The sequence below is a fragment of the Lachnoanaerobaculum sp. ICM7 genome (assembly GCF_000287675.1).
GTDB lineage: Bacteria > Bacillota > Clostridia > Lachnospirales > Lachnospiraceae > Lachnoanaerobaculum.
Map to the genome: position 1 here is coordinate 54,862 of NZ_ALJL01000016.1, position 24,136 is coordinate 78,997.

Consider the following 24,136-nt stretch of genomic DNA (forward strand, 5'->3'; position numbering starts at 1 on the left):
ATCTCCTGAAATTTCACTTTATACTTCTATTCTATCCCAACTTTCATATTATAACAAGTGAATAAAATATTTTAATACAAAAAGAGCCGATACTTAAAGTATCGACTCTCTTTGACCGCAAAAGCGGCTTCCGTCTGTACACTAAATAAACTTTCGTCTATTAATTCTATTTATATTAAATATAAGATTATATTATTTTGAATATAATGTTACAAGCTTCTCAAGATATGAGAATCTTTCCTTAGCATCTTCCTCATTCTTCTCGAAGAGTTTAGCTGCTCTCTCAGGATCCTTGAGTGCAAGAGATGAGTAACGAACCTCACCCTTAAGGAACTCTTGGTAATCTCCTGTAGGTGTCTTTGAATCAAGAGTGAACTTGTTCTCAGCATCGGGGTTGAATCTGAAGTTATTCCAGTAACCTGCCTCAACAGCAAGCTTCTCCTCTGTCATAGCCTTGCTCATACCCTTCTTGATACCGTGAGCGATACATGGAGCATATGCGATAACAAGTGATGGACCCGGATAAGCCTCTGCCTCAGCCAATGCCTTAACAGTCTGGTTGTAATCTGCACCCATAGCTATCTGTGCTACGTATACATAACCATAGCTCATTGCAATACTTGCAAGATCCTTCTTCTTAACATCCTTACCGCCGGCAGCAAACTGTGCTACAGCACCTGTCTTTGTTGACTTTGAGCTCTGTCCACCTGTATTTGAGTAAACCTCTGTATCAAATACCATGATGTTTACATCCTTACCGCTTGCGATTACATGGTCAAGACCTCCGAAACCGATATCGTAAGCCCAACCGTCACCACCGAAGATCCACTGACTCTTCTTTGATAAGAATTCCTTATTATCTAAGATATCCTTAGCTTCAGCTGTATTTAACTTCTCAAGTTCAGCTACAAGATTATCTGTTGCTGTACCGTTTAATGCACCTACAGTGAATGTATCAAGGTATTCCTTAGCTGCTGCCTTAAGTTCTTCTGAACCGTTCTCGGCAATAGCCTCTACTTTTGACTTAAGACCCTTTCTGATAGCCTCATTTGCAAGGAACATACCGTAACCGAACTCCGCATTATCCTCGAACAATGAGTTTGACCAAGCAGGACCGTGACCCTTATCATTTACTGTATAAGGTGTTGAAGGTGAAGAGTTACCCCAGATTGATGAACAACCTGTAGCATTTGAAATGTACATTCTGTCACCGAAGAGCTGTGTAATAAGTCTTGCATAAGGTGTCTCACCACAACCTGCACAAGCGCCTGAGAACTCAAGTAACGGCTTCTTGTACTGTGATCCCTTAACTGTTGTCTCCTTGAACTTAGCTATAACTTCAGCCTTCTCAGGTGTAGCTGCCGCGTAATCGAACCAAGCCTGTCTATGTACATTCTCAGGCATACTCTCCATTACAAGAGCCTTCTCGCCCTTCTTTCCCGGACATACGTTAGCACAAGAACCGCAACCTGTACAGTCAAGAGCTGATACGGCTACTGTAAACTTGTAGTTCGGCATACCTGTCATCGGAAGTACGCTCATTCCCTCAGGAGCATTATTTGCCTCATCCTCTGTAAGAGCAACTGTTCTGATAACAGCATGAGGACATACATATGAACAGAATCCACACTGAATACAGTTATCACTGTTCCAGATAGGCATATTTACAGCAACACCACGCTTCTCATATGCTGATGTACCTACAGGTGTTGTACCGTCAACATAGTCAACGAATGCGGATACAGGAAGATTGTTACCCTCTTGTGCGCTTACAGCTGTCTGGATAGTGTTGGCAAACTTGATTGCATCCTCTCTACCCTCTGTATGTACTGCATAGTCAAGTCCCTCATCCTTTGCATCAGCCCAGCTTGCAGGAACCTCTACCTTATGAACGTTCTTAGCGCCTTCTTCGATAGCCGCCCAGTTCTTCTTAACTACATCCTCACCTTTTCTTCCGTAAGTCTTCTCAGCAGCCTTCTTCATGAGGTCAATAGCCTGCTCCTCAGGAATAATTGCTGAAAGCTTAAAGAATGCTGACTGAAGAATTGTGTTAATTCTTGTAGGTCCCATACCTGTAGCAATACCAATCTTTACACCGTCGATTGTGTAGAAGTTGATCTTGTGGTCATGGATATACTTCTTAACCTGTCCGGGGATATGCTCTTCGAGCTCCGCATCAGACCATGTACAGTTAAGAAGGAATGTACCTCCGTCAACAAGTTCCTGTACCATGTTGTACTTTCTCATATATGCAGGGTTGTGACATGCTACAAAGTTTGCCTTACGAATAAGGTATGTTGACTTAATAGGCTTCTTACCGAAACGCAAGTGGCTCATTGTAACACCACCTGACTTCTTTGAGTCATAGTCAAAATATGCCTGAGCATAAAGGTCTGTGTTATCACCGATAATCTTGATAGAGTTCTTATTAGCACCTACAGTACCGTCTGCACCAAGACCCCAGAACTTACAGTTTGTAGTTCCTTCAGGTGTTGTAATAAGAACAGGACCGGGATCAAGTGAAAGATGTGTAACATCATCATTGATACCGATAGTAAATCTCTTCTTCTCTGTGTTGTGGAATGTTGCAACTATCTGAGCAGGTGTTGTATCCTTTGAACCAAGACCGTAACGACCGCTGAATACAGGAACAGCATCAAACTTTGTTCCCTTAAGTGCTGCAACAACATCAAGCCAAAGCGGCTCACCAAGTGATCCCGGCTCTTTTGTTCTGTCAAGAACTTCGATTCTCTTAACACTGTCAGGGATAGCGTCGATAAGTGCCTGTGCACTAAATGGTCTGTAAAGTCTAACCTTAACAACACCGACCTTCTCACCCTGCTTTAAAAGATAATCGATTGTCTCTTCTATTGTATCGTTAACTGAACCCATAGCGATGATGATTGTCTCAGCATCAGCAGCACCATAGTAGTTAAATAATTTATAATCTGTACCGATCTTAGCGTTAACCTTATCCATGTACTCCTGAACGATTGCAGGTAATGCATCATAATAAGGGTTGCTTGCTTCTCTTGCCTGGAAGAAGATATCAGGGTTCTGTGCTGAACCTCTCTCTACAGGACGATTAGGATTAAGCGCATTCTTTCTGAAAGCCGCTATAGCATCCATATCTGCCATGTCCTTAAGGTCCTCATAATCCCAAGCTTCAATCTTCTGAATCTCGTGTGATGTTCTGAATCCGTCAAAGAAGTTGATGAAAGGTACTTTACCCTTAAGCGCTGATAAGTGTGAAACAGGTGTTAAATCCATAACCTCCTGAACTGATGATGAACAGAGCATTGCTGCACCTGTCTGACGACAAGCGTAAACATCTGAATGATCACCGAAAATACTAAGCGCATGTGTTGCAATAGCACGTGCAGAAACGTTAATAACTGCCGGAAGCTGCTCACCTGCTATCTTATAGATATTTGGGATCATAAGAAGAAGGCCCTGTGAAGCTGTATATGTTGTAGTTAAAGCTCCAGCTGAAAGAGAACCATGAACTGCACCTGCAGCACCTGCCTCTGATTGCATTTCTGTAACTTGTACAGTCTGGCCGAAAATGTTCTTTCTACCCTCTGTTGCCCACTCATCGGTGTGCTCTGCCATGACAGATGATGGTGTTATCGGATAAATTGCAGCAACATCAGTATACGCATATGATGCATGAGCAGCTGCCTGATTACCATCCATGGTCTTCATTTGTCTCTTAGCCATTTAATTCCTCCTACTAAGTAATTCTTTATAATATTTATAATAATAAAATATTAGTTTTTCGTATCTCATTATACCAATTTAAAAAATATTTGCAAATAATTATGTATGTATTTTGTGTACTATTCTTAGTACAATAACTTTTGTTTCCGTTTTAAAACAATAAAACCTTCAATATCTTATTTTCAGGCCTGTTATTCATGGTCGTAGTGCTTACCGCCCCAATACATTGTCTTCGCAACTTCCGCCTTAGGTCCGAGAGTAACGCCTTCCATAATCCATTTATAAAACTCTTCAAAGCCGGTTCTGTCAACTATATATCCTATATGCTCTTTACCGTCAGGTGCATTCGGATCGATATATCTTTCAACATATGAATATGCATTTTTTACAATCTTAAGAATGCTGTCTTCATCCACCCATTTGATAAAGTCCTCGGCCATTCTCGGATTCTTTTTTCCGGTTCTGCCAAGTAAAACCAGTCTGTAGTACTTCTCCTTGCTTCTTGTCCATGCTCTTGTCGGGCAGACTGTAATACATACACCGCATCCTATACATTTTTCCGTGTTTCTTACTATCTTACCGTTAACAACTTTAAGGGCATCCACACTTTTAGACTTACATCCCTTTACACATGCCTCACAGGTAACACAGCGGTCAGAGTCATACTGCGGTTCCGTCATACCCATAATGCCGAAATCATTCATGCGAACCTTGGCGCAATCATTTGAACAACCTGTAAATGCAACCTTGAAATGCAGATTATTAGGGAAAATCTGCTTTTCCATTTTTCTTGCAAACTCTGTAGTGTCATAATTTCCATAAGGACAAAGTCTTTTACCCGGACAGGCAACTACATTTCTTGTTCCTGAAGCCGCATATCCCGTATCTCTCTTTTCCTGATTCGTACCTTCATTATCGATAATAAGCTGTATTTCTTTATTTACGGCATCCATATCCGATATTTTGATACCCGGAATCTCAACGCCCTGGCGATTTGTAAGAAAAATGCTTCCGTTTCCGTATTTATCTGCAACTTCTGCAATTCTCTTTAAACTCTCGGCATCAACATAACCACCGGGCATTCTTATTCTCGAAGCTGTCTCACCGCGTACCTTAGAAACACGAAAGGCATTTTTTTTAAGCTTTTTTACATTAATATCCATCTTTACCTCACTAATCAATCAAAGCCTTGCTGTCAACATAGTTAAATACCGGTCCGTCAAGACAAATATAAGTATCATTAACCTTACAATGTCCGCATTTACCGATACCGCAGCACATCTTTCTCTCATATGAAACCCAGATGTTCTCCTCTTTAAAGCCAAGCTTTAAAAGTTCTATTACGGAAAACTTCATCATCGCAGGAGGTCCTACTACCACAGCCTGTGCGGTTTCAATATCTTTTAATTTGAGTTCCGGAATAAACTTTGTTACAAGACCGACATTTCCGGTATAGCCTTCTGCTTCCTTATCCATTGTTAAAATAAGATCCATTTGAGATTCCCATCTGATAATATCATCTCTAAACAACATATCATCAGGGCTTCTGAATCCAAGTATCACATGCTTGTCCTTTGAGTCTTTACTTTCACCCAGTGCATTTATAACACCACGCACCGGTGAAACTCCTGTACCTCCGGCTACAACCACACATTCTCCATTAATATATTTATCAACATCAAATCCGTTACCGTACGGCCCTCGAAGGAGCAAAGTATCGCCGATATAATTTTCAAATACCTCATCAGTAACTCTTCCCACCTTACGGATAGTCAAATCTATACTGTTTTCCGTTATTCCGCTTACGGAAATAGGTGCCTCACCGAATTTTGGAATTGAAACTTCAAAGAACTGTCCCGGCTTTACATCACCTTTAAACTCAAGTCTGAATGTGTATTCTTTCTCTGTATGTTTAATAACATCTAAAATCTTTGACGGGAAAGGAATATAAGGATTATTTCTCATTCTGCACCTCCAATGTCTTAGCTGTTACTTTATTTATTATATTTGAAAATGAGATATACTCAGGACATACTGTGTCACACCTTCCGCATCCTACACACATATTGTAGCCGAATCTTTTTTTAAAATCATATATCTTATGCATAGTTTTAAATCTCATACGCTCACCATGCTTCTTCCTGTATTCTCCACCGCCTGCAACATTTGTATATCCGTCTACCATACATGAAGCATTGACTCTTCTTCTTTCTCCGACTCTACCGTTATCTGTATAATATACATCCTGCATTGTGTAACAAGTACATGTAGGACACACATAATTGCATCTTCCGCATCCTATACATCTTGTGTTATATTCCTCCCACATATCTGATGTAAATATTGAAAGAGGCACGCTGTCAGGCAACTTTACTCTTGTTTCATTTTCAGTTACAAATCTTGGAGTAATATCCTGCTCTTTTAAGGCGTTATTTGTAAATATATCTTCAAGAACATTATCTTTTAACTGACAGTGAAACTGATTGTCTATATAATCCACTGAAAAACTGTAATCCAAATCATCTGCACGATTTGTGCCCATATCTACACAGAAACAGTCCTCATATGAATGAGCACAACCCATAAGAACAAATTTCACTTTATCTCTAATCCTGGCATAAAAATAATCTTCTTCTCTTCCATTGTGAAGATATATCTGATCAAGCCTTTTTAACGCATTAAGATCACAGCTTCTTAAAAAGACCAAAACCTCTCTCTCATCTATTTCAGACTCCTTTACATCATTTTCCGTAAAGAAAAACAATGTCTGTGACAGAGGTGTCAAAATCTCCTTAAATGAATAATCGGATTTTTTATCAAGCTCAATCTCTGAAGCCTCTTTTACAAAATCATATCTTACTACATCGGTATCTGTAAATCTTCCTTCACCCACCTTGAGCACAGGTGCATAAATACGGTAGCTTTTTGATAATTCCTCAATTACTTTATTGAATCCACCGGGTAAAAATATATAACCCCTTTTCCCCATACTTTCTCCTTTATTTACTGCACTATCTTCATCGATATAGTAAAGCTTAATTATATTTAAACTTTAAATACCGATCATAGCCAAACTTCAATACATATTGATAAAACTTTATCACTGTATACAAGGAATTATAACACGAACTTTGAAAATATCAATTCCAATACCACAATAATTTGCACGAATTATTGCATATTTTTACATACAAAAAGACTCATACTCTGAAAACGGTTTTCAATAAGTATGAGTCTTATATTATTTAAATCTGCAAAATCTGTTTGCCTTATCATTACCTAATATCATACATGTCAAAAAAGAGATTGTTAAAAGTATAATCAATATAGTTATTTTACCAAATGCAGGCCATATAAAATTATCGAGTAACAAATGTGAAAAGGCATCTCTTATAATTCTGTGAAATGCAAATATCGGCAAACTGTATACACCGAATCTTTTGAATATATTTGTCAAGAAATTCTTCTTTAATGATGTTACTGCAAATATAAAATAAGAAGTACTCAAGGCATAAGGCATATATATAATTCTAAGCGGATTTAATACACCTTTAAATATAGGCAATATATTTCCTTTAGCTATGCGATATCCCCAAGGTCCATAAAAAATCCAAGTATAAAATCTGACATATTTAAAGAAAACAAAAAATCCCAATACACAAAAAGCTCCCATTGCAAAGAGGCGCATATTTGTTTCTTCAAAAATTGAAGTCTTACTTAAAGATGAGTATTTTTTATACAATACACCGATATAAAAATACGGAGCAAAAGATACTACCCTGTCTAAAGATAAAAAATCACGTATTTTCACCTGCCAATTCATGTTAAGCATTGAAAAAAATGTAAAAAATATTATCAATACCGTTACATATATTGTAACAGCATCAGAAGTAAATTGTTCTCTTTTAATTCGACTTGTTTTTTTCTTATTCAGCTTCAAAAATAACTCCAAAGGATATAGTGATAATCTGAAGAAAATAAGCGCCGAGATATACCAAGGTGTAGATGATTCATGTAAAAAATCGGGAATTATATTCCTGTCTCCATAGAATAACATATCACTTATATGCAATAATATCTTCATTAAAAAAAATAACATTATAAGAGGAATAACAGATTTTAATTTAGTCCCCCTACTTTTCCATGAATCATAATAAAGATATCCGGATAAAAATATAAATGCAGGCATATGAAAACTGTAAATGAATAAAAAAAGTTTATTAAAAAGCGTATATTCTCTTTCATTTACAGGCAAAAGAAAATGTCCGAATACCACAAGAAAAATCAATACACCTTTAAATATATCAAGGCTGTAATTCCTTTTTCTGTGATTGCCCGTACCAGTACTCATATCTCACCACCTTTCCGTTAAATTTGTTTAAAAAATCAAAAAGTATGTAAGCTTTCAGCTTTTAGGCTTACATACTTTTTATCTTACAGTTTCCTGTAATTATCCAATAACATTTTTAAATCGGCAATATCTTCAAGTAATTTCTTTCCTATATCCGTATCCTTTACAAACATTCGATATACATCCTTTTCAACTATCTCCGATTCCGATTTAATGTCGGTGTTGTTTATCAGGGCATCTTCTACCGAAGTAAAAGGTGTATGCGCTTTCAATCTCAGTCCGTGAGAATTAAATATCAAAGTATATCCTGCAATTCCCGTAGTTTTATTCATAGAGCGACAGAATCCTCCGTCTATTACAAACAGTCTTTCATTTGCACGTACAGGATGTTCACCGTCAATCGCATGAACCGGTGTATGTCCGTTTATAATATGTGAATGCGTATCATAAAGACCGAACTCGTGTAAAATCTGAATACAAAAGCTTTCATCATAGTACTTGCTGTAATATGGATTTGATTTTTCCTTCCAAAAGCTCTTATCTTCAATATAATCACGCTCAAAAGTCTTTACTTTTCTACCGCATAAAGGCGATTTCTCACCACCCCATAAAAACCACATAAAATCAACATCATCCTGACTCGGATTATCCGTGTAAGCGGCTCTGGCTTTTTCATCACATATATCAAACAATGCTTTTCCATGATAACATTTGCCGTTTATACAAAGCATATCAAATATTCCGTTTTCATCAACAGGAACACAACCGTGATATATAAGATTCCTGTTGTAAACATTGTACATACCGCCTTTATCATATAAAAACTTTATATGTTTATTTAATCTCTGACCGGATACAAAACTTCTATGCAGCTTCAGCATAATTTCATTTTCCTCAGAGGTAAGTTCATAAGGATTTTCCTTATTTAATGTCGGGAATATATTTGTTTTCAGTTTTACATTCTCTCCGTTAACAGTTACAAATCCTTCATCAAGGTCTATATGCTCTAAAAGCAGTCTGTCATCCATACCGTATTCAGGATGCCTTTTTATAAGTTGGCCTTCCAGCTTAAAAAGCATCACTTTTATTGCGGCAAGTGCAGCCTGTATTCCGTCTTCAATACCGTACTTTGACATTCCGAAAAGCATAAGCTGTCTTAAGCTGATACCGTAAGCATTCTCAAGAATTTCTACATTTCCGTACTTTAAATTATTCCGGATAACATTACAAATACATGCATCATTTCCACATGCGGCCCCCATCCAAAGAATATCATGATTTCCCCACTCAATATCAAGAGAATGATAATTCATAAGTAAATCTATTATCTTGTCCGCATTACCGCCACGGTCAAAAATATCACCTACTATATGAAGATGATCGACTGCAAGTCTTTTTATAAGTGTAGAAAGTGCAATTATAAATTCATCGGCATCATCAAGATCTATAATGGTCTGCAATATATGTCTGTGATAGCTTACTTTATTTGTGTCTTCATTTTTTTGTGCATGTAAAAGCTCATCAATGATATATGCATAATCCTCCGGCAATGCCTTTCTAACTTTTGATCTCGTATATTTAGATGATAATAACTTTGCAAGCATTATAAGATAATTCAGCGTCATCGAATACCAGTCATTATCTATTCTGTCAATTTCTGCAAGCATAGTCATTTTCTCTCTTGGGTAATATATGAGAGTACATAGTTCCTGCCTGTCAAACTCTGACAACGTTTCTCCGAATATAACATCAACTTTTTCTTTTATTACTCCTGAGCAATTATTCATTATATGCAAAAAAGCTTCATATTCTCCATGTATATCACTTAAAAAGAACTCTGTACCCTTAGGCAGATTTGTTATTGCAGACAGATTTATAATCTCTCTTATAACCGCCTGACTTGACGAATAATTTTGTTTCAGAAGCTTTAAATACTTTAAATTTTCCTTATCCCTATTCATAAATTATCCCCCCGTATTATATTAATTTTCCAGTTTCTCCACAGTCTCTTCAGTTTTTGCAGCCTCAGTTGTAGTCAGCTTCTCAACAGTAGGTTCAGCCGTGGTTTCCTTCGCCTTTGTACTCTCTTTTGCTTTAGTACTTTCCTTTGCTTTGGTGCTTTCTTTAGGCTTAGCCGAAGTCTCCGCCGGCTTAGCACTCTCCTTAGTTTCCTTTGCCTTAGTAGACTTTTCTTCGGTACTTAACTTTTCTACTGTGCTTTCACTGCTTCCTGAATCCTTTTTCTTTGTTGTACTCTCTGCAGTCTTTTCCCCGGTGCTTTCAGCCTGAGTTGAAACTGCACTTGTAGTTTGATTTACATGAGCACTTGATGTACTTTCCGTACTTGATACGCTACTTTCATTGCTCTTTGAAGCGGATGTTTCCTCGCTCTCTGAATTCACCTTTATCTTGGCAGGTTTTCCCTTATATGTTGAATTGTGGAAAGGCTCTTCCTTTACCAACACACCGTCTTTTTTTACAATATATGTAGTTGCCCATCTTGAGCCTTTTTTTGCCTCGGTTACAACAACCTGCTTTCCCTTTTTCAAACTCTTATCTTCAATATACTCAGGAACAGGAGGATTTAAATCCGATATCTTTTTTGATGACATTTCAATAGTAACACCTTCTTCCAAAATAGGTATTCCTATAATTGAACATGTAAGTGTCTGTCCGGTAAGTACTGCTCGAATAGCAATAGCAGTGTCGGATGTATTTATAAATTTCATATCCGGACCTGCATATCCGTCATAGCTTACCATAGCATCTTCACCCGGTGTTACATAACTTGGTTCAAATGAATGTGCATGTCTCTCAGTTGTCTTTAGTCCTGAGAAAATAACCGCATTGTAAAGAGTTGATGAAACCTGACATACACCGCCTCCGGGCTCTTCCGATAAAACACCGTTTACATAGGCTCCTGCAGGCTTATATCCTCTTTCAAGTGTTCTGTTACCTGTAGTATTGTTGAAAGAAAATTCCTCTCCGGGCTTTATTATAAGTCCGTCAAGTGCTTCGGATGCAAGTGAAATATTTGTATTTCTGTCCTTATTATCTGTAGTCTTTGTAGTAAATGTACCTATTACCTTGTACATCTCCTTTGCTTTTGCGGCCGAAATACTTGCTTTTACTTCATTTCTGACAACTGAAATATCAGCCTCAAAATTCTTACGACTCACATATGACTTAAGATCCGACTTAAGTCTCTCTTCATCAATAAGGTAGCCGTCACTTTCATCAGCATATGTAAAACTCTTTGTCTCCTTGTTAAATCCTGATATAGATCCGTTTACAGGATTGATATTCCATTTTTCCTTAGCTTTTTCCACCAATGAATCAATATCAACATCATCAAAGTTTATCTCGTAATGTGAAGCAGCATTGTCAACATCTGCATATATCTCATTTAAAAGTTTTGTTACCTTTGTATCCAAAATATTGTCAAGTACCAAACTGTCACTTAAATCATCACCGATATGTACAGTTAATTTCCACGGATATACTTTATCTATGGCCGCTTTTGCCTCCGACATTTTCATTCCGGTAATATCTATCTCATCAATAGTTATCTGTTTTTTTAATTTTTCGTCTGCAATTTCCGTAGTCACCTCAGTGCCGTCAACTTTTGATGACTTCAAAAACTTTCCGACTTTTTGTAATCCCGATATGGCAATCAATACCAATATAATAAATGCCGCAACAAGAACAGCTACCGCTCTCATATTTATATCAGCCATATAGCCCCTTTTTTGCGATCTCTTTCTTGCTTCTCTTACTCTTTCCGAGCCTGTTTTTTTACTGCTGTTTTGTTTATTTAACATTTCAATTCCTTAAAAGATGTATTAATAAAATGCCTTTATGCTTTTTTTGATAAAAACATACCTTGGAATTAAATTATACCAATAATATGATTTTAAAACAATTACATTATCTTATCAATATTTGCTTTACAAAATTTATTGTGCTAGACTTATCAGAGTAAATATGTAATATATGAAAAAAGTTTTTTAAGGTGATTTATGAAAGAAAATTTTAAATATATAGACCTTCATACACATTCTAGCGCTTCAGACGGTACATGCTCTCCCACAGAGGTTGCCATATCGGCAAAGAAAGCTTCTCTGAGCATTATTGCACTTACTGACCATGATACTATGTCAGGTGTAAAAGAATGTTTTAAAAAAGGATTGGAGCTTGATTTATCCGTAATAGCCGGAGTGGAAATGAGCTGTGTATATAAAGAAAAAGAAATACATATTCTGGGTTATCTGTTGCCTCCTTCAATTTCCGAGAGAGAATTGAATATTCCAAAAGAAATATTTGATGATTTGAGCTTTTTTGCAAAGGAAAGAGCTGAAAGAAATGCTGAAATAATCAGGAGATTTAAAAATGACGGAATAATAATTCTCGAAAATGATTTGAACAACTCAAATCAAAACGCCCAGATAACAAGAGCACATTTTGCAAATGCTCTTATAAAGCTTGGACTTGTAAAAAATAAGGCCGAGGCTTTTGATAAGTATCTTGAATATGGCGGTAAATATATACCGGTTAAGAATATCACGACAACAAGATGTATGGAATTTTTAAAAAAACATAATTTCTTTATTTCACTTGCACATCCTTTTCAATACAAATTCTCTGATGAGGATTTGAATGCTCTTATATCACATTTGATTGAACTTGGATTAAACGGTATAGAGGTATATCATTCCACCCATTCAGCTTCAGATATTAAAAAGCTTGTGCTATTGGCTGATAAATACAAGCTCTTTCCCACAGGTGGCAGCGATTTTCATGGAGAAAACAAACCGGGTCTTGAAATAGGTAGAGGATACGGTGATTTAAAGATTCCGTTTGAACTTTTAGAAAATATATTAAAAAACAAATCCGACTAGATAAAAAATGCGTATGGGAAAACCCATACGCATAAATTTTATAATTTTGCAGCTGCCGGCTTTTTCTTTGCCTTTGTTACAATATCGTCAGCACTCTTATAAATAGATGACTTGCCGATACAACCTCTTACACTTGACAGCGGATATATTGTAGTGTTCTTTCCTATAACAGTTCCCGGATTCAATATCGATCCACAACCTACTTCAGCTTCATCACCTACTATAGCTCCAAGTTTTCTGAGTCCTGTCTCAAGCTCCGCATCCTCTAAATGAAGTACAACATCCGACTTATCACTCTTAAGATTTGAAGTAATTGCGGAAGCACCGAGATGAGCCTTATAACCGATAATCGAATCTCCAACATAGCTGAAATGAGGTACCTGTGCTTTGTTAAAAAGTATAGCATTCTTAAACTCACAAGAGTTTCCTGCCACTGCACCTTCACCTATGATTACATTACCTCTGAAGAATGCACATGAACGAATACTTGCATCTTTTCCGATAATAAGCGGACCTGCAAGCGCAATTGTAGGCATTATCTTTACTGAACGATGAACCCAGATATTCTTTCCGATTTTTAAATACTCCGTATCAGGTAATGTAGCACCGATTTCTTCTATAAAACTTCCAAGTTCCTTAAATACTTCCCAAGGATATGTGTATTTTTCGAAGAGAGACTTTGCTATAGTTTCTTCCAAATCAAAAAGTTTTTTTGTTTTTACATCGATTTTTTTCATTTTCTATCCTTTCATGCCCTTATATTCTTTTGAAACCTCTTCAAATACGGCATTTAAACTATATTGGTTATTAAGTTGCTTCACATTAAGACATCGAATACCTACAAATCTTTCAAGCTTTGTCATATATTCTTCAGATGTAATATCACCGTTTGACACCATCGTAAGTCCCTTTTCCCAGCTGGCAGTCAGCTCCGGGTTTAAAAGTTGTGAAATAGAGCAATTTACTACTTCATATACAATTTCACCAAAAAGTGTAGGGGTAATTATTTGAGTCTTTTTATTTAAAGCCAGGTACTTTATCGAAAATAATTTTTTCAAAATATCGGCTCTTGTAGCGGAAGTACCTATCCCGCTTCCCTTTATTTGACTTCTAAGCTCCTCATCCTCTATGAGCTGTCCTGCATTCTCCATTGCAAGTATAATAGAGCCTGACGAATATCTCTTTGGAGGTACCGTCTCACCCTCTTTAATACTCAAAGAGTCAATTGTAAGCTTTGAACCCTTTCTGAGTGATGAAATCATCTTTATATACTCAGGATTTTGATCGTCACCGGTTTCGTCATCTTCGCCCTCTGTTTTTACCGGGCTTAATATATCTAAAAATCCTCTTTCAACACATACTTTTGTATTTGCAATAAATATCTCATCTCCTATACCGAAACGTATGGCAAACTTTTGATATATTGCCGGAGGATAAAATATACTAAGAAATCTTCTGCATATAAGTTCATATACAGACAATGACAATTTACTCAGTGAATTCATATTTCCAAACCCGGTAGGTATTATAGCATAATGGTCGGTGATTTGACTATCATTAACATACTTTGTTTTTGAAATATTTTTATATGCACCCTTTTCAAGAATATTATTTGCAAAATCCGCAAGTGCCGAAAACTTACAAAGTCCCTTTATATTCTTGTCTATTTCCTTTGCTACTGCGCCGGAAAGCACTCTTGCATCCGTTCTCGGATAAGTAACAAGCTTTTTTTCATACAATTCCTGAATTATTTTTAATGTTTCATCAGGGCTTATTTTAAATCTCTTTGAACATTCATTTTGTATCTCTGCCAGATTGAAAAGTAAAGGAGGATTTTTTGTTTCTTTCTTTTTCTCGTTTGAAACTACAACTACCTCCCTATTGTTTTCATCGGCAATCTTTTCTATATGTGATATAAGTTCTTCGGCATATATCTTTTCTCTAAAACCGTTATCCTTGTATAGAACAGGAGAATTAAAGTATTTTGACTTCTCATTTACCTTCCACTCTCCGTCTATACTCAATCCCTGATTTTCAAATTTACCCAAAACTTTAAAGAAGGGAGTCTTTACAAAGTTTCTTATTTCTCTTTCTCTGTTTACCACCATTCCCACAACACAGGTCATTACTCTTCCCACACTGAGTACAGCTCTGTCAAGCTTTAAAAAACTTGCAACATTTCTGCTGTATTTTAAAGTTAGTATTCTGGAGAAGTTGATTCCCATAAGATAATCTTCTTTTGCACGAAGAAATGCGGCTGCAGAAAGATTGTCATACTCAGACCAATCTTTTGCTTCTCTTATTCCTCTTAGTATCTCATCTTCGGTTTGAGAGTCTATCCATACCCTTTTTCTAATCTTTCCCTGCACATTCGCCATCATATCTACAAGTCTGTATATATATTCTCCCTCTCTTCCCGAGTCGGTACAAATATATATCGTATCAACATCTTCCCTGTTTAAAAGATTTGAGACTATGGTAAACTGATTTTTAACACCGTCAATTATCTCATATTTAAACTCTTTAGGTAAAAAAGGCAAAGTATCAAGTGACCATCTTTTCAGCCTCTCATCATACTTTTCAGGGTAGCTCATAGTTACAAGATGTCCTACACACCATGTAACTATAATATCATCGCCTTCCAGATATCCGTTTTTTCTTCCTGTAGGTACTTTCAGAGCCTTTGCAAACTCGGTCGCTACACTTGGCTTTTCCGCTATAAAAAGTTTCTTCATTAATCTCTTTCTACACTGAACTTATATACCGTTTCACTGATAAACTCTTCAAGTTCATCTACTACCGGCTGTATAAACTCCGGCATATTTACCGCATTAGGGAAAAACTGTGTTTCAAAACAATATCCGCTTCTCTTCGGATATGTTACACCTCTTTTTCCGACTATTTCTTCTGTCAGGTAATTACCTGTATAAAACTGCACACCCGGTAAATCGGTGTAAACTTCCATAACTCTCTTACTGTTCTCATCTTTTGCTTTTGCAGCAAGTCTAAGTTCACCGTTGTAGTCTTTTATTACCCAGTTATGGTCATATCCACCGCCCTGTATTACAGCATCATAATCAGAGTCGATTTCCTTACCTATCTTTTTGTATTTTCTAAAGTCCATTGCAGTATTTTCTACTTTTCTAATCTCACCTGTAGGTACGGAGTTTTCATCACATGGCAGGAAACTGTCTGCTAAAATCATAACTTCCTGATCATATATATTCTTACTGTCCTGTCCGGCAAGATTAAAATATGCATGATTTGTTAAATTAACAGCCGTTTTTTTATCACAAACAAAGCTGTAACCTATTGTAAGTGAATTATCATCAGACAAAACATAACTTACATTTACCCTTGCTTCTCCGCCAAATCCCTGATCACCGTCAGGACTTATAAGCATAAATGTTATCATATCTCTGTCTTCGTCTTCAAATGTACCCACTTCCCAGATTCTGTCATGCCAATAGTCAGGTCCTGAGTGCAGTGCATTGTTTCCGTTATTTAGAGCAAGTTGAAATTCCTTGCCGTCAATTGTAAACTTTCCTTCCGGTATACGGTTTGCATATCTGCCTATAATAGAACCGAAATGCGGAATATTATTCTCATATCCGGCTACAGTATCATATCCAAGACATACATCTTCAAACTTTCCGTCCTTATCAGGTACCATCATACTTACCCAAGTACCTCCAAGATCGATAAAAGATGCGCTTACTCCGTTTTTATTTGTCAGAGTATATAAATTTACAATCTTACCGTCTTTTGTTTTCCCAAATTCAGTTGTCTTAATACCCATGTTTTTCCTCACTTTACAAAGAAAAAGCCATCACAGCTCTACGTGACAGCTATTATACTATATTATACAAATTTTTCCATTCCCTTGCAAGACTTAGTGTAAATATTACCATAGCATGATAATTGCTTCAATATATGAAATTTAAAAAGGCATCTGCAATGCAAATGCCTCATTAATAATTATTTTGCTGTTATAAAATTCTTTGCTGTAAGGTACTCCGCACAAAGAAGTGCACCGCCTGCGGCACCTCTTAAAGTATTATGTGAAAGTCCGATAAACTTATAGTCATACATTGAATCTTCTCTAAGTCTACCTACTGAAACACCCATACCGTTCTCAAAATTAACATCAAGATTTACCTGTGGTCTGTTATCCTCTGTGAGATACTGTATAAACTGCTTCGGTGCTGAAGGAAGGTTAAGTTCCTGAGGCTCTCCCTTGTACTCTACAAGCTTCTTTATAAGCTCTTCCTTGGAAGCCTTATTCTTAAACTTTACAAATACCGCGGCTGTATGTCCGTTAAGTACCGGTACTCTTACACATTGGCAAGTAATCTTCGGCGAAGTTGCAGGAACAATCTCATCACCTTCAATATGTCCCCAGATTCTGAGAGGCTCTTTCTCACTCTTTTCTTCCTCACCGCCGATAAACGGAATAATGTTTTCAACCATCTCAGGCCAATCCTTGAAAGTCTTTCCTGCACCTGATATAGCCTGATATGTTGTAACTACAACTTCATACGGCTCGTATTCTTTCCATGCATTAAGCACAGGAGCATAGCTTTGTATAGAACAGTTAGGCTTTACCGCAATAAATCCTCTCTTTGTTCCCAGTCTCTTCTTCTGTGACTCAATAATTGCAAAATGCTCAGGATTTATCTCAGGAACTACCATAGGTACATCCTTTGTCCAACGATGTGCCGAATTGTTTGAAACCACAGGAGTCTCTGTTTTTGCATAAGCCTCCTCAATAGCCTTTATCTCTTCCTTTGTCATATCCACAGCTGAGAATACAAAGTCAACCTTTGAGGCAACCGCATCAACATCATTTACATTCATTACAATAAGGTCTTTGTAAGCCTCAGGCATAGGAGTTGTCATTTTCCAACGACTTCCTACAGCATCCTCATATCTTTTTCCCGCACTGCTTGGACTTGCTGCTACAACTACAACTTCATACCAAGGATGATTTTCAAGTAATGACAAAAATCTCTGTCCTACCATGCCTGTTGCACCGAGGACACCAACTTTTAATTTCTTATCCATATTATCTCTCCATATCTGTTTATTTTGAATAACAGTTCATAAATCTTGTGGACTATTATTTTTAACTGGTTGCAATCATAGTACACTATGAATAATATTGCAAGTCTTTTTTCGCATCAGGCGCACATTTGTACGTCTGTCAGAGACATTTCATTTTGCTTGTCTGTTTTCACAAAATATTATTTGATTTTTTGCCCCTTATAACCTCTATGACTAAGTTTAACTTTACTTAAATTAACTTCTTTTCCGGATACACTTGCAAGTCCAACCTCGTTTGTAAGATACAAATTCTCAACAAATTCATTATATCCAAGTGTAATTGCCTTCTCTCCTCTGGTACTCTTTTTAAATTCATTTACCTCTGAAACATTAAATCTTAAAATATATCCTGCATCACTTACAATACATAAATCTGTATTTGATGCCGCACCAAGCATTTTTACACCTATAAGCACATCATCATTATTCAGCTTTGTAGAGGCTACCTGTTTATTGTTGGTCTTAAATTCCTCTCCGGAAACTCTCTTTATATAACCGTTCTTTGTAAGCATCAATATAAAGCCGCCATTCATGCCGTCTTCACTTACAGCCAAAAGGATTTCTTCATTACTGCTGTCAAACTTTGTAAGATTGTCAACAGGTGTGCCCTTATCTCTAAGTTTTGAAATACCCAGATCCATAACTTTGAATTTGTATAAAATACCGGCATTTGAGAAAATACATATTTTGTCGGTATTCATCACAGGAAATACATAGATATTTTCACTTTCCACTGTTTCCGCATTCTTATCAAAAGTATTTCTGTCAAGTATCTTGCAATATCCGAATTTGTCCATAACAAATATAACCTCTTCACTTGCCATTGGTTCCTCAACATATACGGCTTCCTTTGCATCCTCTATCAAAGTTTTTCTTGGAAGGGCAAAATCTCTTTTAATCTTTTCCAGATCTTTTATAAAGAGCTTATCCATATTTTTATGATCTTTTAGGATATTTTCGTATTCCTCTATATTTTTAAGAGTGGTTGCATTGTCCTTTAAAAGAGCCTCTATCTCAAGACCTATAAGCTTATACAGTCTCATATCAAGAATCGCCTGCGCCTGCTTCTCGGTAAACGAAAGCTTCTTAGCATCCTTTTCAAGTGCCTTAACTTTGAAGTTTATACCTGTAGTATCACCTGAAGTAAGACATTTTTTTGCCTGAGTCAGATTTTTAGAACCTCGAAGTATGGCAATAATCAAATCGATAACGTCTACAGCCTTTATAAGTCCTTCCTGTATTTCCTTCTTTTCAAGTTCTTTATTTAAGAGTATATTGTATTTTTTTGTAGTGATTTCATACTGAAACTCAAGGTAGTTTTTTAAAATATCTCTTAATGAAAGTATCTCAGGCCTTCCGTCTACAATCGCAAGCATATTTACTCCGAATGTATCTTCAAGTTTTGTCTTTTTGTACAGGATATTCTTTATCTTTTCAATATCTGCGTCTTTTCTAAGCTCCAGAACTATTCTTGTACCGTTTTTATCGGATTGATTGCTTATATCCACCACATCCGGAAGTTTTTTACTCTCTACAAGATTTGCCACATCCACTAAAAACTTGTTTATTCCCGCACCGATCATAGTATACGGGATTTCAGAAATTATCAGCTTGTCCTTGTCGGCTTTTTTCCTTCCAAGTTCTACTTCTATCTTTCCTCGCAGCTTTAACTTTCCGTTACCTGTTTCATAGATATCGAGCAAATCCTTTTTATTTGCAATAATTCCGCCTGTAGGAAAATCCGGACCGTGCAGTACTTCCAAAAGTCCTTTAGTATCTATATTTCTGTTTTTAATATAGGCAATACAGGTATTACATACTTCAAGCAGATTATGTGTAGGAATTGAGGTTGACATACCTACTGCAATACCCTCCGCACCGTTTATCAAAAGATTAGGTACTCTAACAGGTAAAACCGCAGGTTCTTTTTCGGTCTCATCATAATTTGAAATAAATTCAACAGTCTTATCAAGATCCTTTAAATACACTTCTTCCGCAAATTTTGCAAGTTTGGCTTCCGTGTATCTCATAGCGGCCGCTCCGTCACCTTCTATAGATCCGAAGTTTCCGTGCCCGTCTATTAAAGGCATTCCTTTTTTAAAGTCCTGACTCAAAACAACCAAAGTTTCATATATAGAACTGTCACCATGCGGGTGATATTTACCCATGGTATCACCGACTATTCTTGCAGACTTACGATGTGGTCTGTCACTGAATATTCTCAGTTCACTCATATCATATAAAACTCTTCTTTGTACAGGCTTTAGACCGTCTCTCGCATCAGGTATAGCCCTTGCGGTTATAACACTCATAGAATAATCCAGATAGGATTTTTGCATTTCCTCCGAATATTCCGTTCGCAATATCTTCTCAGCCATATACCCTCCTATGCATCAATTACCGCTTCTCTTGCATGCTCATGTATAAAGTTTCTTCTCGGAGCCACATCGGACCCCATTAAAAGCTCAGTTACTTCACTTGCAAGTCTTGCATCTTCTATTTCAACTTTTTTGAGCACTCTTCTTTCAGGGTCAAGAGTTGTCTCCCAAAGCTGTTCGGCATCCATCTCTCCAAGTCCCTTATATCTTTGCAGAGTGAAATTGTCCTTATGTTTCTTTTTATAATCTTCCAATGCTTTTTCATCATATAGATAAATGCCCTCACCTCTTTTAGGTACCACTTTAAAAAGTGGCGGCATTGCAATATATACATGTCCGTCATATATAAGCTCAGGCATAAATCTGTAGAGGAAGGTCAAAAGCAAAGTATCTATATGACTTCCGTCCACGTCCGCATCGGTCATAAGTATTATCTTGTCATAACGAAGTTTTGAAATATCAAAATCATTGCCATAGCCTTCAGAAAATCCGCAACCGAAAGTATTTATCATTGTTTTTATCTCGGCATTTGCAAGTACCTTATCTATAGAAGCCTTCTCAACATTCAAAATCTTACCTCTTATAGGTAAAATAGCCTGAAAATTTCTGTTTCTTGCAGTCTTTGCTGAACCGCCGGCAGAATCTCCCTCTACTATAAATATCTCACATTTGCTTGGATCTTTTGACTCACAGTTTGCAAGTTTTCCGTTTGACTCAAATGAAAACTTTGATTTTGTGAGCATATTTGTCTTGGCTCTTTCCTCAGCCTTTCTTATCTTGGCGGATTTTTCCGCACAGGAAATTATAGCTTTTACCACATCTACATTCCTGTCAAAAAACCTTGTAAGCTCATCCCCTGTAACCGTAAGCACAGCCCTTGTGGCATCGGCCGATGCAAGTTTTGTCTTTGTCTGTCCTTCAAACATAGGATTCGGATGCTTTACACTGATAATGGCGGTCATACCGTTTCTGGTATCCGCACCGGTAAAATTGCTGTCCTTATCCTTTAATATACCGAGATCTCTTGCATAGGTATTTATAAGACCTGTAAACTTTGTCTTGAATCCGGCTATATGTGTACCGCCTTCTTGAGTAAATATATTATTACAAAATCCCAGTATATTCTCCTCAAATGCATCCACGAACTGTATGGCTATTTCCACATCTATATTGTCACATACTCCTTTGTAAAGTATAGGAGCATGCATTACTTCCTTGCCCTTATTTAGCTCTTTTACATATGCAACGATGCCTTCGGGTTCATGGAAAACTGTTTCTTCATGTTCATTATCTCTTAAGTTTTTGAAATGCAACATAAGGCCGGGATTTAAGTATGCACTTTCATGCATTCTGGATTTCAACCAGTCAGCCTTAAACTTAGTAACTTCAAAGATAGTATCATCAGGTAGAAATGTAATTTCAGTACCTGTATTTCTTGTTTTTCCTATAGTTGGCAAAAGTCCGTTTTTTAATTCTACTGTAGGTATACCCTTTTCATATCTGTCATGATGTATAAATCCGTCTCTTGATATTTTTATATCAAGGAAATTGGACAAAGCATTAACCACTGATGAACCTACACCATGCAATCCACCACTGGTTTTATATGATTCATTATCAAATTTTCCGCCTGCATGCAAGGTGGACAATACAACTCTTTCCGCTGAAATACCTTTTTGATGCATCTCAACCGGTATTCCTCTACCGTCATCCTTCACGGTACATGAGCCGTCCGCATTTAAAGTCACCCATATATTTTTACAAAATCCGGCCAAATGTTCATCGATAGAGTTATCCATTATCTCATAAATAAGATGGTTTAATCCCTTTACACCGACTCCACCGATATACATACCCGGTCTTACTCTAACAGCCTCAAGTCCTTCAAGTACTGTAATACTGCCTGCATTATAGTCCTGCATAAAACCTCACTTTTACAAAAATGTAACAGTCCGGCAAAACCAAACTGTTACATTCATACTTTATTTTACATCAATTGGCCGTTCGCCAATATTTTTTCAACAAGTTCTTCATTGTTTTTTGTTGAATTGAATTCTTCGATAATTCTTTCGGCCACTTCATCAGGCTTTGCCAAATCTGTGGACTTTCTGATTATACTTACCACTTCGGCCTCTTCCTTGCTCAATAATAAATCATCTCTTCTTGTAGAGCTCTTTAAAACATCTATAGCAGGGAAAATTCTCTTTTCAGAGAGCTTTCTGTTAAGTACAAGTTCCATATTTCCTGTACCCTTAAACTCCTCAAATACAACATCGTCCATTCTGCTTCCGGTATCTACCAAAGCTGTTGCAAGTATTGTGAGACTTCCGCCCTCTCTTATATTTCTTGCCGTTCCGAAGAAACGCTTAGGCATATGAAGTGCCGCAGGGTCAAGTCCTCCTGAAAGTGTCCTTCCGCTTGGTGCTATTGTAAGATTGTAAGCTCTTGCAAGTCTTGTAATGGAATCCAGCAATATCATTACATCCTTTCCGTGCTCCACAAGTCTTTTTGCTCTCTCAATAACCATCTCGGAAACTCTCTTATGTCTGTCAGGAAGTTCATCAAATGTGGAATATATAACTTCCACATTTTCTCCTACTATTGCCTCTTTGATATCTGTAACCTCTTCAGGTCTCTCATCTATAAGCAGAATAATAAGATGCATATCCTTTTGATTTGTTGTAATAGACTTTGCTATTTCCTTTAAAAGCGTAGTCTTACCTGCCTTTGGCTGTGAAACTATCATACCTCTTTGTCCTCTGCCTATTGGTGAGAGCAAATCAACTATTCTCATAGCTTTTGATGCGGAATCATCATTTGCCAAATGTATTCTGCTGTTTGGGAAAATAGGTGTCAAATCCTCAAAATTAGGTCTTGTTTCCAAAGTCTCAGGAGGGAAGGAGTTTACAGTATTTATATATAAAAGTGCCGCAAACTTTTCTGTAGCTGTTTTTATCTTTTTTATTCCTGATACCACATCACCCGTTTTCATTCTGAACTTTTTAATCTGTGCAGGAGAAACATACACATCATTATCACCCGGTAAGAAATTTTCACATCTTATAAATCCGAAACCGTCAGGCATTACCTCAAGTATACCCTCCGCAATCTCACCTGAATCCAGATCTCTTATGTCTGTAGGATAATCTCTTGAAAAACCCGCTCCGAAGCGATTATCATAGTATTCATTTCTATATCCCGGTTGATTTTGTAAAGGATATTGATTCGGATACTGGTTAGGATACTGATTTACATATTGATTTGAATTTACATACTGGTTTTGATTATTGTACTGGCCTTGATAATAATTAGGCATATTGCCTTGAGCACTTACCTGACTATACCTTTGTCCGTTTTGATATGTATTATTATATCCGTTATTTCTGCTTTGATTTGAAGTGCTTCTTTGTGCACTGTTATATGTACTTCTGCTTTGACCTGTATAATTACTCTGACCGGAATAGTTTTGTCCGGCATATCCGTCTCTTTGATATGAATTATCTTTTCCGGTCATATCAGGCGAGCCTCCTTCACTGTTTGAAACCTCTTTACTTCGGTTCTCGGAAAACTCCACTAACAACTCTATTATATTTGCCTTATTTAAATTGCTGACTCCTTTAAAGCCCTGCTCTTTTGCAATCTCTTTCAACTGTACCAATGATAAAGTTTGTAACTTTTCTCGCATA

At 37.0% G+C, this 24,136-nt stretch carries 15 protein-coding genes; 1 reads left to right on the forward strand and 14 read right to left on the reverse strand.

The genetic code is table 11. The annotated features are described in order from the left end of the window. Positions 1–192: 192 nt before the first annotated feature. The 7 genes from nifJ to HMPREF1140_RS03045 form a co-directional block, all read right to left on the reverse strand. Positions 193–3,720 carry a pyruvate:ferredoxin (flavodoxin) oxidoreductase gene (nifJ, locus tag HMPREF1140_RS03015; protein WP_009662442.1) on the reverse strand — a complete coding sequence of 1,176 codons (3,528 nt, stop codon included), beginning with the start codon at positions 3,718–3,720 and terminating at the stop codon, positions 193–195. A 191-nt stretch (positions 3,721–3,911) separates the two neighbouring features. Beyond that, positions 3,912–4,883, reverse strand: coding sequence for a sulfite reductase subunit C (gene asrC, locus HMPREF1140_RS03020; RefSeq protein WP_009662594.1), 972 nt, complete (start codon positions 4,881–4,883; stop codon positions 3,912–3,914). 10 nt (positions 4,884–4,893) lie between these two features. After that, positions 4,894–5,685, reverse strand: coding sequence for an anaerobic sulfite reductase subunit AsrB (gene asrB / locus HMPREF1140_RS03025; protein ID WP_009662635.1), 792 nt, complete (start codon positions 5,683–5,685; stop codon positions 4,894–4,896). Further along, a complete protein-coding gene (asrA, locus tag HMPREF1140_RS03030) occupies positions 5,675–6,709 on the reverse strand; it encodes an anaerobic sulfite reductase subunit AsrA (protein ID WP_009662586.1) in 1,035 nt (344 codons plus the stop codon). Before asrA ends, asrB begins: the two co-directional genes overlap by 11 nt. A 252-nt stretch (positions 6,710–6,961) precedes the next feature. Then, complete coding sequence (locus HMPREF1140_RS03035; RefSeq protein WP_009662518.1) at positions 6,962–8,071, reverse strand: acyltransferase family protein; 1,110 nt, start codon at positions 8,069–8,071, stop codon at positions 6,962–6,964. A gap of 83 nt (positions 8,072–8,154) precedes the next feature. Further along, positions 8,155–10,032, reverse strand: coding sequence for a fructose-bisphosphatase class III (locus tag HMPREF1140_RS03040; protein ID WP_009662496.1), 1,878 nt, complete (start codon positions 10,030–10,032; stop codon positions 8,155–8,157). Between the two features lie 21 nt (positions 10,033–10,053). After that, positions 10,054–11,892: a VanW family protein gene (locus tag HMPREF1140_RS03045; RefSeq protein WP_009662690.1), complete on the reverse strand. Its 1,839-nt coding sequence runs from the start codon at positions 11,890–11,892 to the stop codon at positions 10,054–10,056. 198 nt (positions 11,893–12,090) lie between these two features. Here HMPREF1140_RS03045 and HMPREF1140_RS03050 point away from each other — a divergent pair, with 198 nt between their 5' ends. Further along, positions 12,091–12,969: a PHP domain-containing protein gene (locus HMPREF1140_RS03050; RefSeq protein WP_009662449.1), complete on the forward strand. Its 879-nt coding sequence runs from the start codon at positions 12,091–12,093 to the stop codon at positions 12,967–12,969. A 38-nt stretch (positions 12,970–13,007) separates the two neighbouring features. Here HMPREF1140_RS03050 and HMPREF1140_RS03055 read toward each other — a convergent pair whose 3' ends face one another. The 7 genes from HMPREF1140_RS03055 to rho form a co-directional block, all read right to left on the reverse strand. Next, a complete protein-coding gene (locus HMPREF1140_RS03055) occupies positions 13,008–13,706 on the reverse strand; it encodes a UDP-N-acetylglucosamine pyrophosphorylase (RefSeq protein WP_009662447.1) in 699 nt (232 codons plus the stop codon). A gap of 3 nt (positions 13,707–13,709) precedes the next feature. Further along, the gene (locus tag HMPREF1140_RS03060; RefSeq protein ID WP_009662480.1) at positions 13,710–15,704 is read right to left on the reverse strand and encodes a DNA topoisomerase; all 1,995 of its coding nucleotides are present in this window, start codon (positions 15,702–15,704) and stop codon (positions 13,710–13,712) included. Next, complete coding sequence (locus HMPREF1140_RS03065) at positions 15,704–16,768, reverse strand: aldose epimerase family protein (RefSeq protein WP_009662582.1); 1,065 nt, start codon at positions 16,766–16,768, stop codon at positions 15,704–15,706. The genes HMPREF1140_RS03060 and HMPREF1140_RS03065 overlap by 1 nt, the downstream gene beginning before the upstream one ends. A gap of 179 nt (positions 16,769–16,947) precedes the next feature. Further along, complete coding sequence (gene asd, locus HMPREF1140_RS03070; RefSeq protein ID WP_009662663.1) at positions 16,948–18,033, reverse strand: aspartate-semialdehyde dehydrogenase; 1,086 nt, start codon at positions 18,031–18,033, stop codon at positions 16,948–16,950. A gap of 179 nt (positions 18,034–18,212) precedes the next feature. Next, positions 18,213–20,450 carry a DNA gyrase/topoisomerase IV subunit A gene (locus tag HMPREF1140_RS03075; protein ID WP_009662679.1) on the reverse strand — a complete coding sequence of 746 codons (2,238 nt, stop codon included), beginning with the start codon at positions 20,448–20,450 and terminating at the stop codon, positions 18,213–18,215. Between the two features lie 8 nt (positions 20,451–20,458). Further along, on the reverse strand, positions 20,459–22,372 hold the full coding sequence (locus HMPREF1140_RS03080; protein WP_009662517.1) for a DNA gyrase/topoisomerase IV subunit B: 1,914 nt from the start codon (positions 22,370–22,372) through the stop codon (positions 20,459–20,461). A 65-nt stretch (positions 22,373–22,437) separates the two neighbouring features. Further along, positions 22,438–24,135 (reverse strand): transcription termination factor Rho, encoded by a 1,698-nt coding sequence (gene rho, locus HMPREF1140_RS03085; RefSeq protein ID WP_009662450.1) that lies wholly within the window; start codon positions 24,133–24,135, stop codon positions 22,438–22,440. Position 24,136: the final 1 nt, after the last annotated feature.

What these genes read in the sequence shown, in the direction of transcription:
- HMPREF1140_RS03040 (WP_009662496.1), bottom strand. Translation starts at nt 10,032, where the DNA reads ATGAATAGGGATAAGGAAAATTTAAAGTATTTAAAGCTTCTGAAACAA.
- rho (WP_009662450.1), bottom strand. Translation starts at nt 24,135, where the DNA reads ATGCGAGAAAAGTTACAAACTTTATCATTGGTACAGTTGAAAGAGATT.
- nifJ (WP_009662442.1), bottom strand. Translation starts at nt 3,720, where the DNA reads ATGGCTAAGAGACAAATGAAGACCATGGATGGTAATCAGGCAGCTGCT.
- HMPREF1140_RS03080 (WP_009662517.1), bottom strand. Translation starts at nt 22,372, where the DNA reads ATGCAGGACTATAATGCAGGCAGTATTACAGTACTTGAAGGACTTGAG.
- HMPREF1140_RS03055 (WP_009662447.1), bottom strand. Translation starts at nt 13,706, where the DNA reads ATGAAAAAAATCGATGTAAAAACAAAAAAACTTTTTGATTTGGAAGAA.
- asrB (WP_009662635.1), bottom strand. Translation starts at nt 5,685, where the DNA reads ATGAGAAATAATCCTTATATTCCTTTCCCGTCAAAGATTTTAGATGTT.
- HMPREF1140_RS03045 (WP_009662690.1), bottom strand. Translation starts at nt 11,892, where the DNA reads ATGTTAAATAAACAAAACAGCAGTAAAAAAACAGGCTCGGAAAGAGTA.
- HMPREF1140_RS03035 (WP_009662518.1), bottom strand. Translation starts at nt 8,071, where the DNA reads ATGAGTACTGGTACGGGCAATCACAGAAAAAGGAATTACAGCCTTGAT.
- asd (WP_009662663.1), bottom strand. Translation starts at nt 18,033, where the DNA reads ATGGATAAGAAATTAAAAGTTGGTGTCCTCGGTGCAACAGGCATGGTA.
- HMPREF1140_RS03050 (WP_009662449.1), top strand. Translation starts at nt 12,091, where the DNA reads ATGAAAGAAAATTTTAAATATATAGACCTTCATACACATTCTAGCGCT.
- asrC (WP_009662594.1), bottom strand. Translation starts at nt 4,883, where the DNA reads ATGGATATTAATGTAAAAAAGCTTAAAAAAAATGCCTTTCGTGTTTCT.
- HMPREF1140_RS03075 (WP_009662679.1), bottom strand. Translation starts at nt 20,450, where the DNA reads ATGGCTGAGAAGATATTGCGAACGGAATATTCGGAGGAAATGCAAAAA.
- HMPREF1140_RS03060 (WP_009662480.1), bottom strand. Translation starts at nt 15,704, where the DNA reads ATGAAGAAACTTTTTATAGCGGAAAAGCCAAGTGTAGCGACCGAGTTT.
- asrA (WP_009662586.1), bottom strand. Translation starts at nt 6,709, where the DNA reads ATGGGGAAAAGGGGTTATATATTTTTACCCGGTGGATTCAATAAAGTA.
- HMPREF1140_RS03065 (WP_009662582.1), bottom strand. Translation starts at nt 16,768, where the DNA reads ATGGGTATTAAGACAACTGAATTTGGGAAAACAAAAGACGGTAAGATT.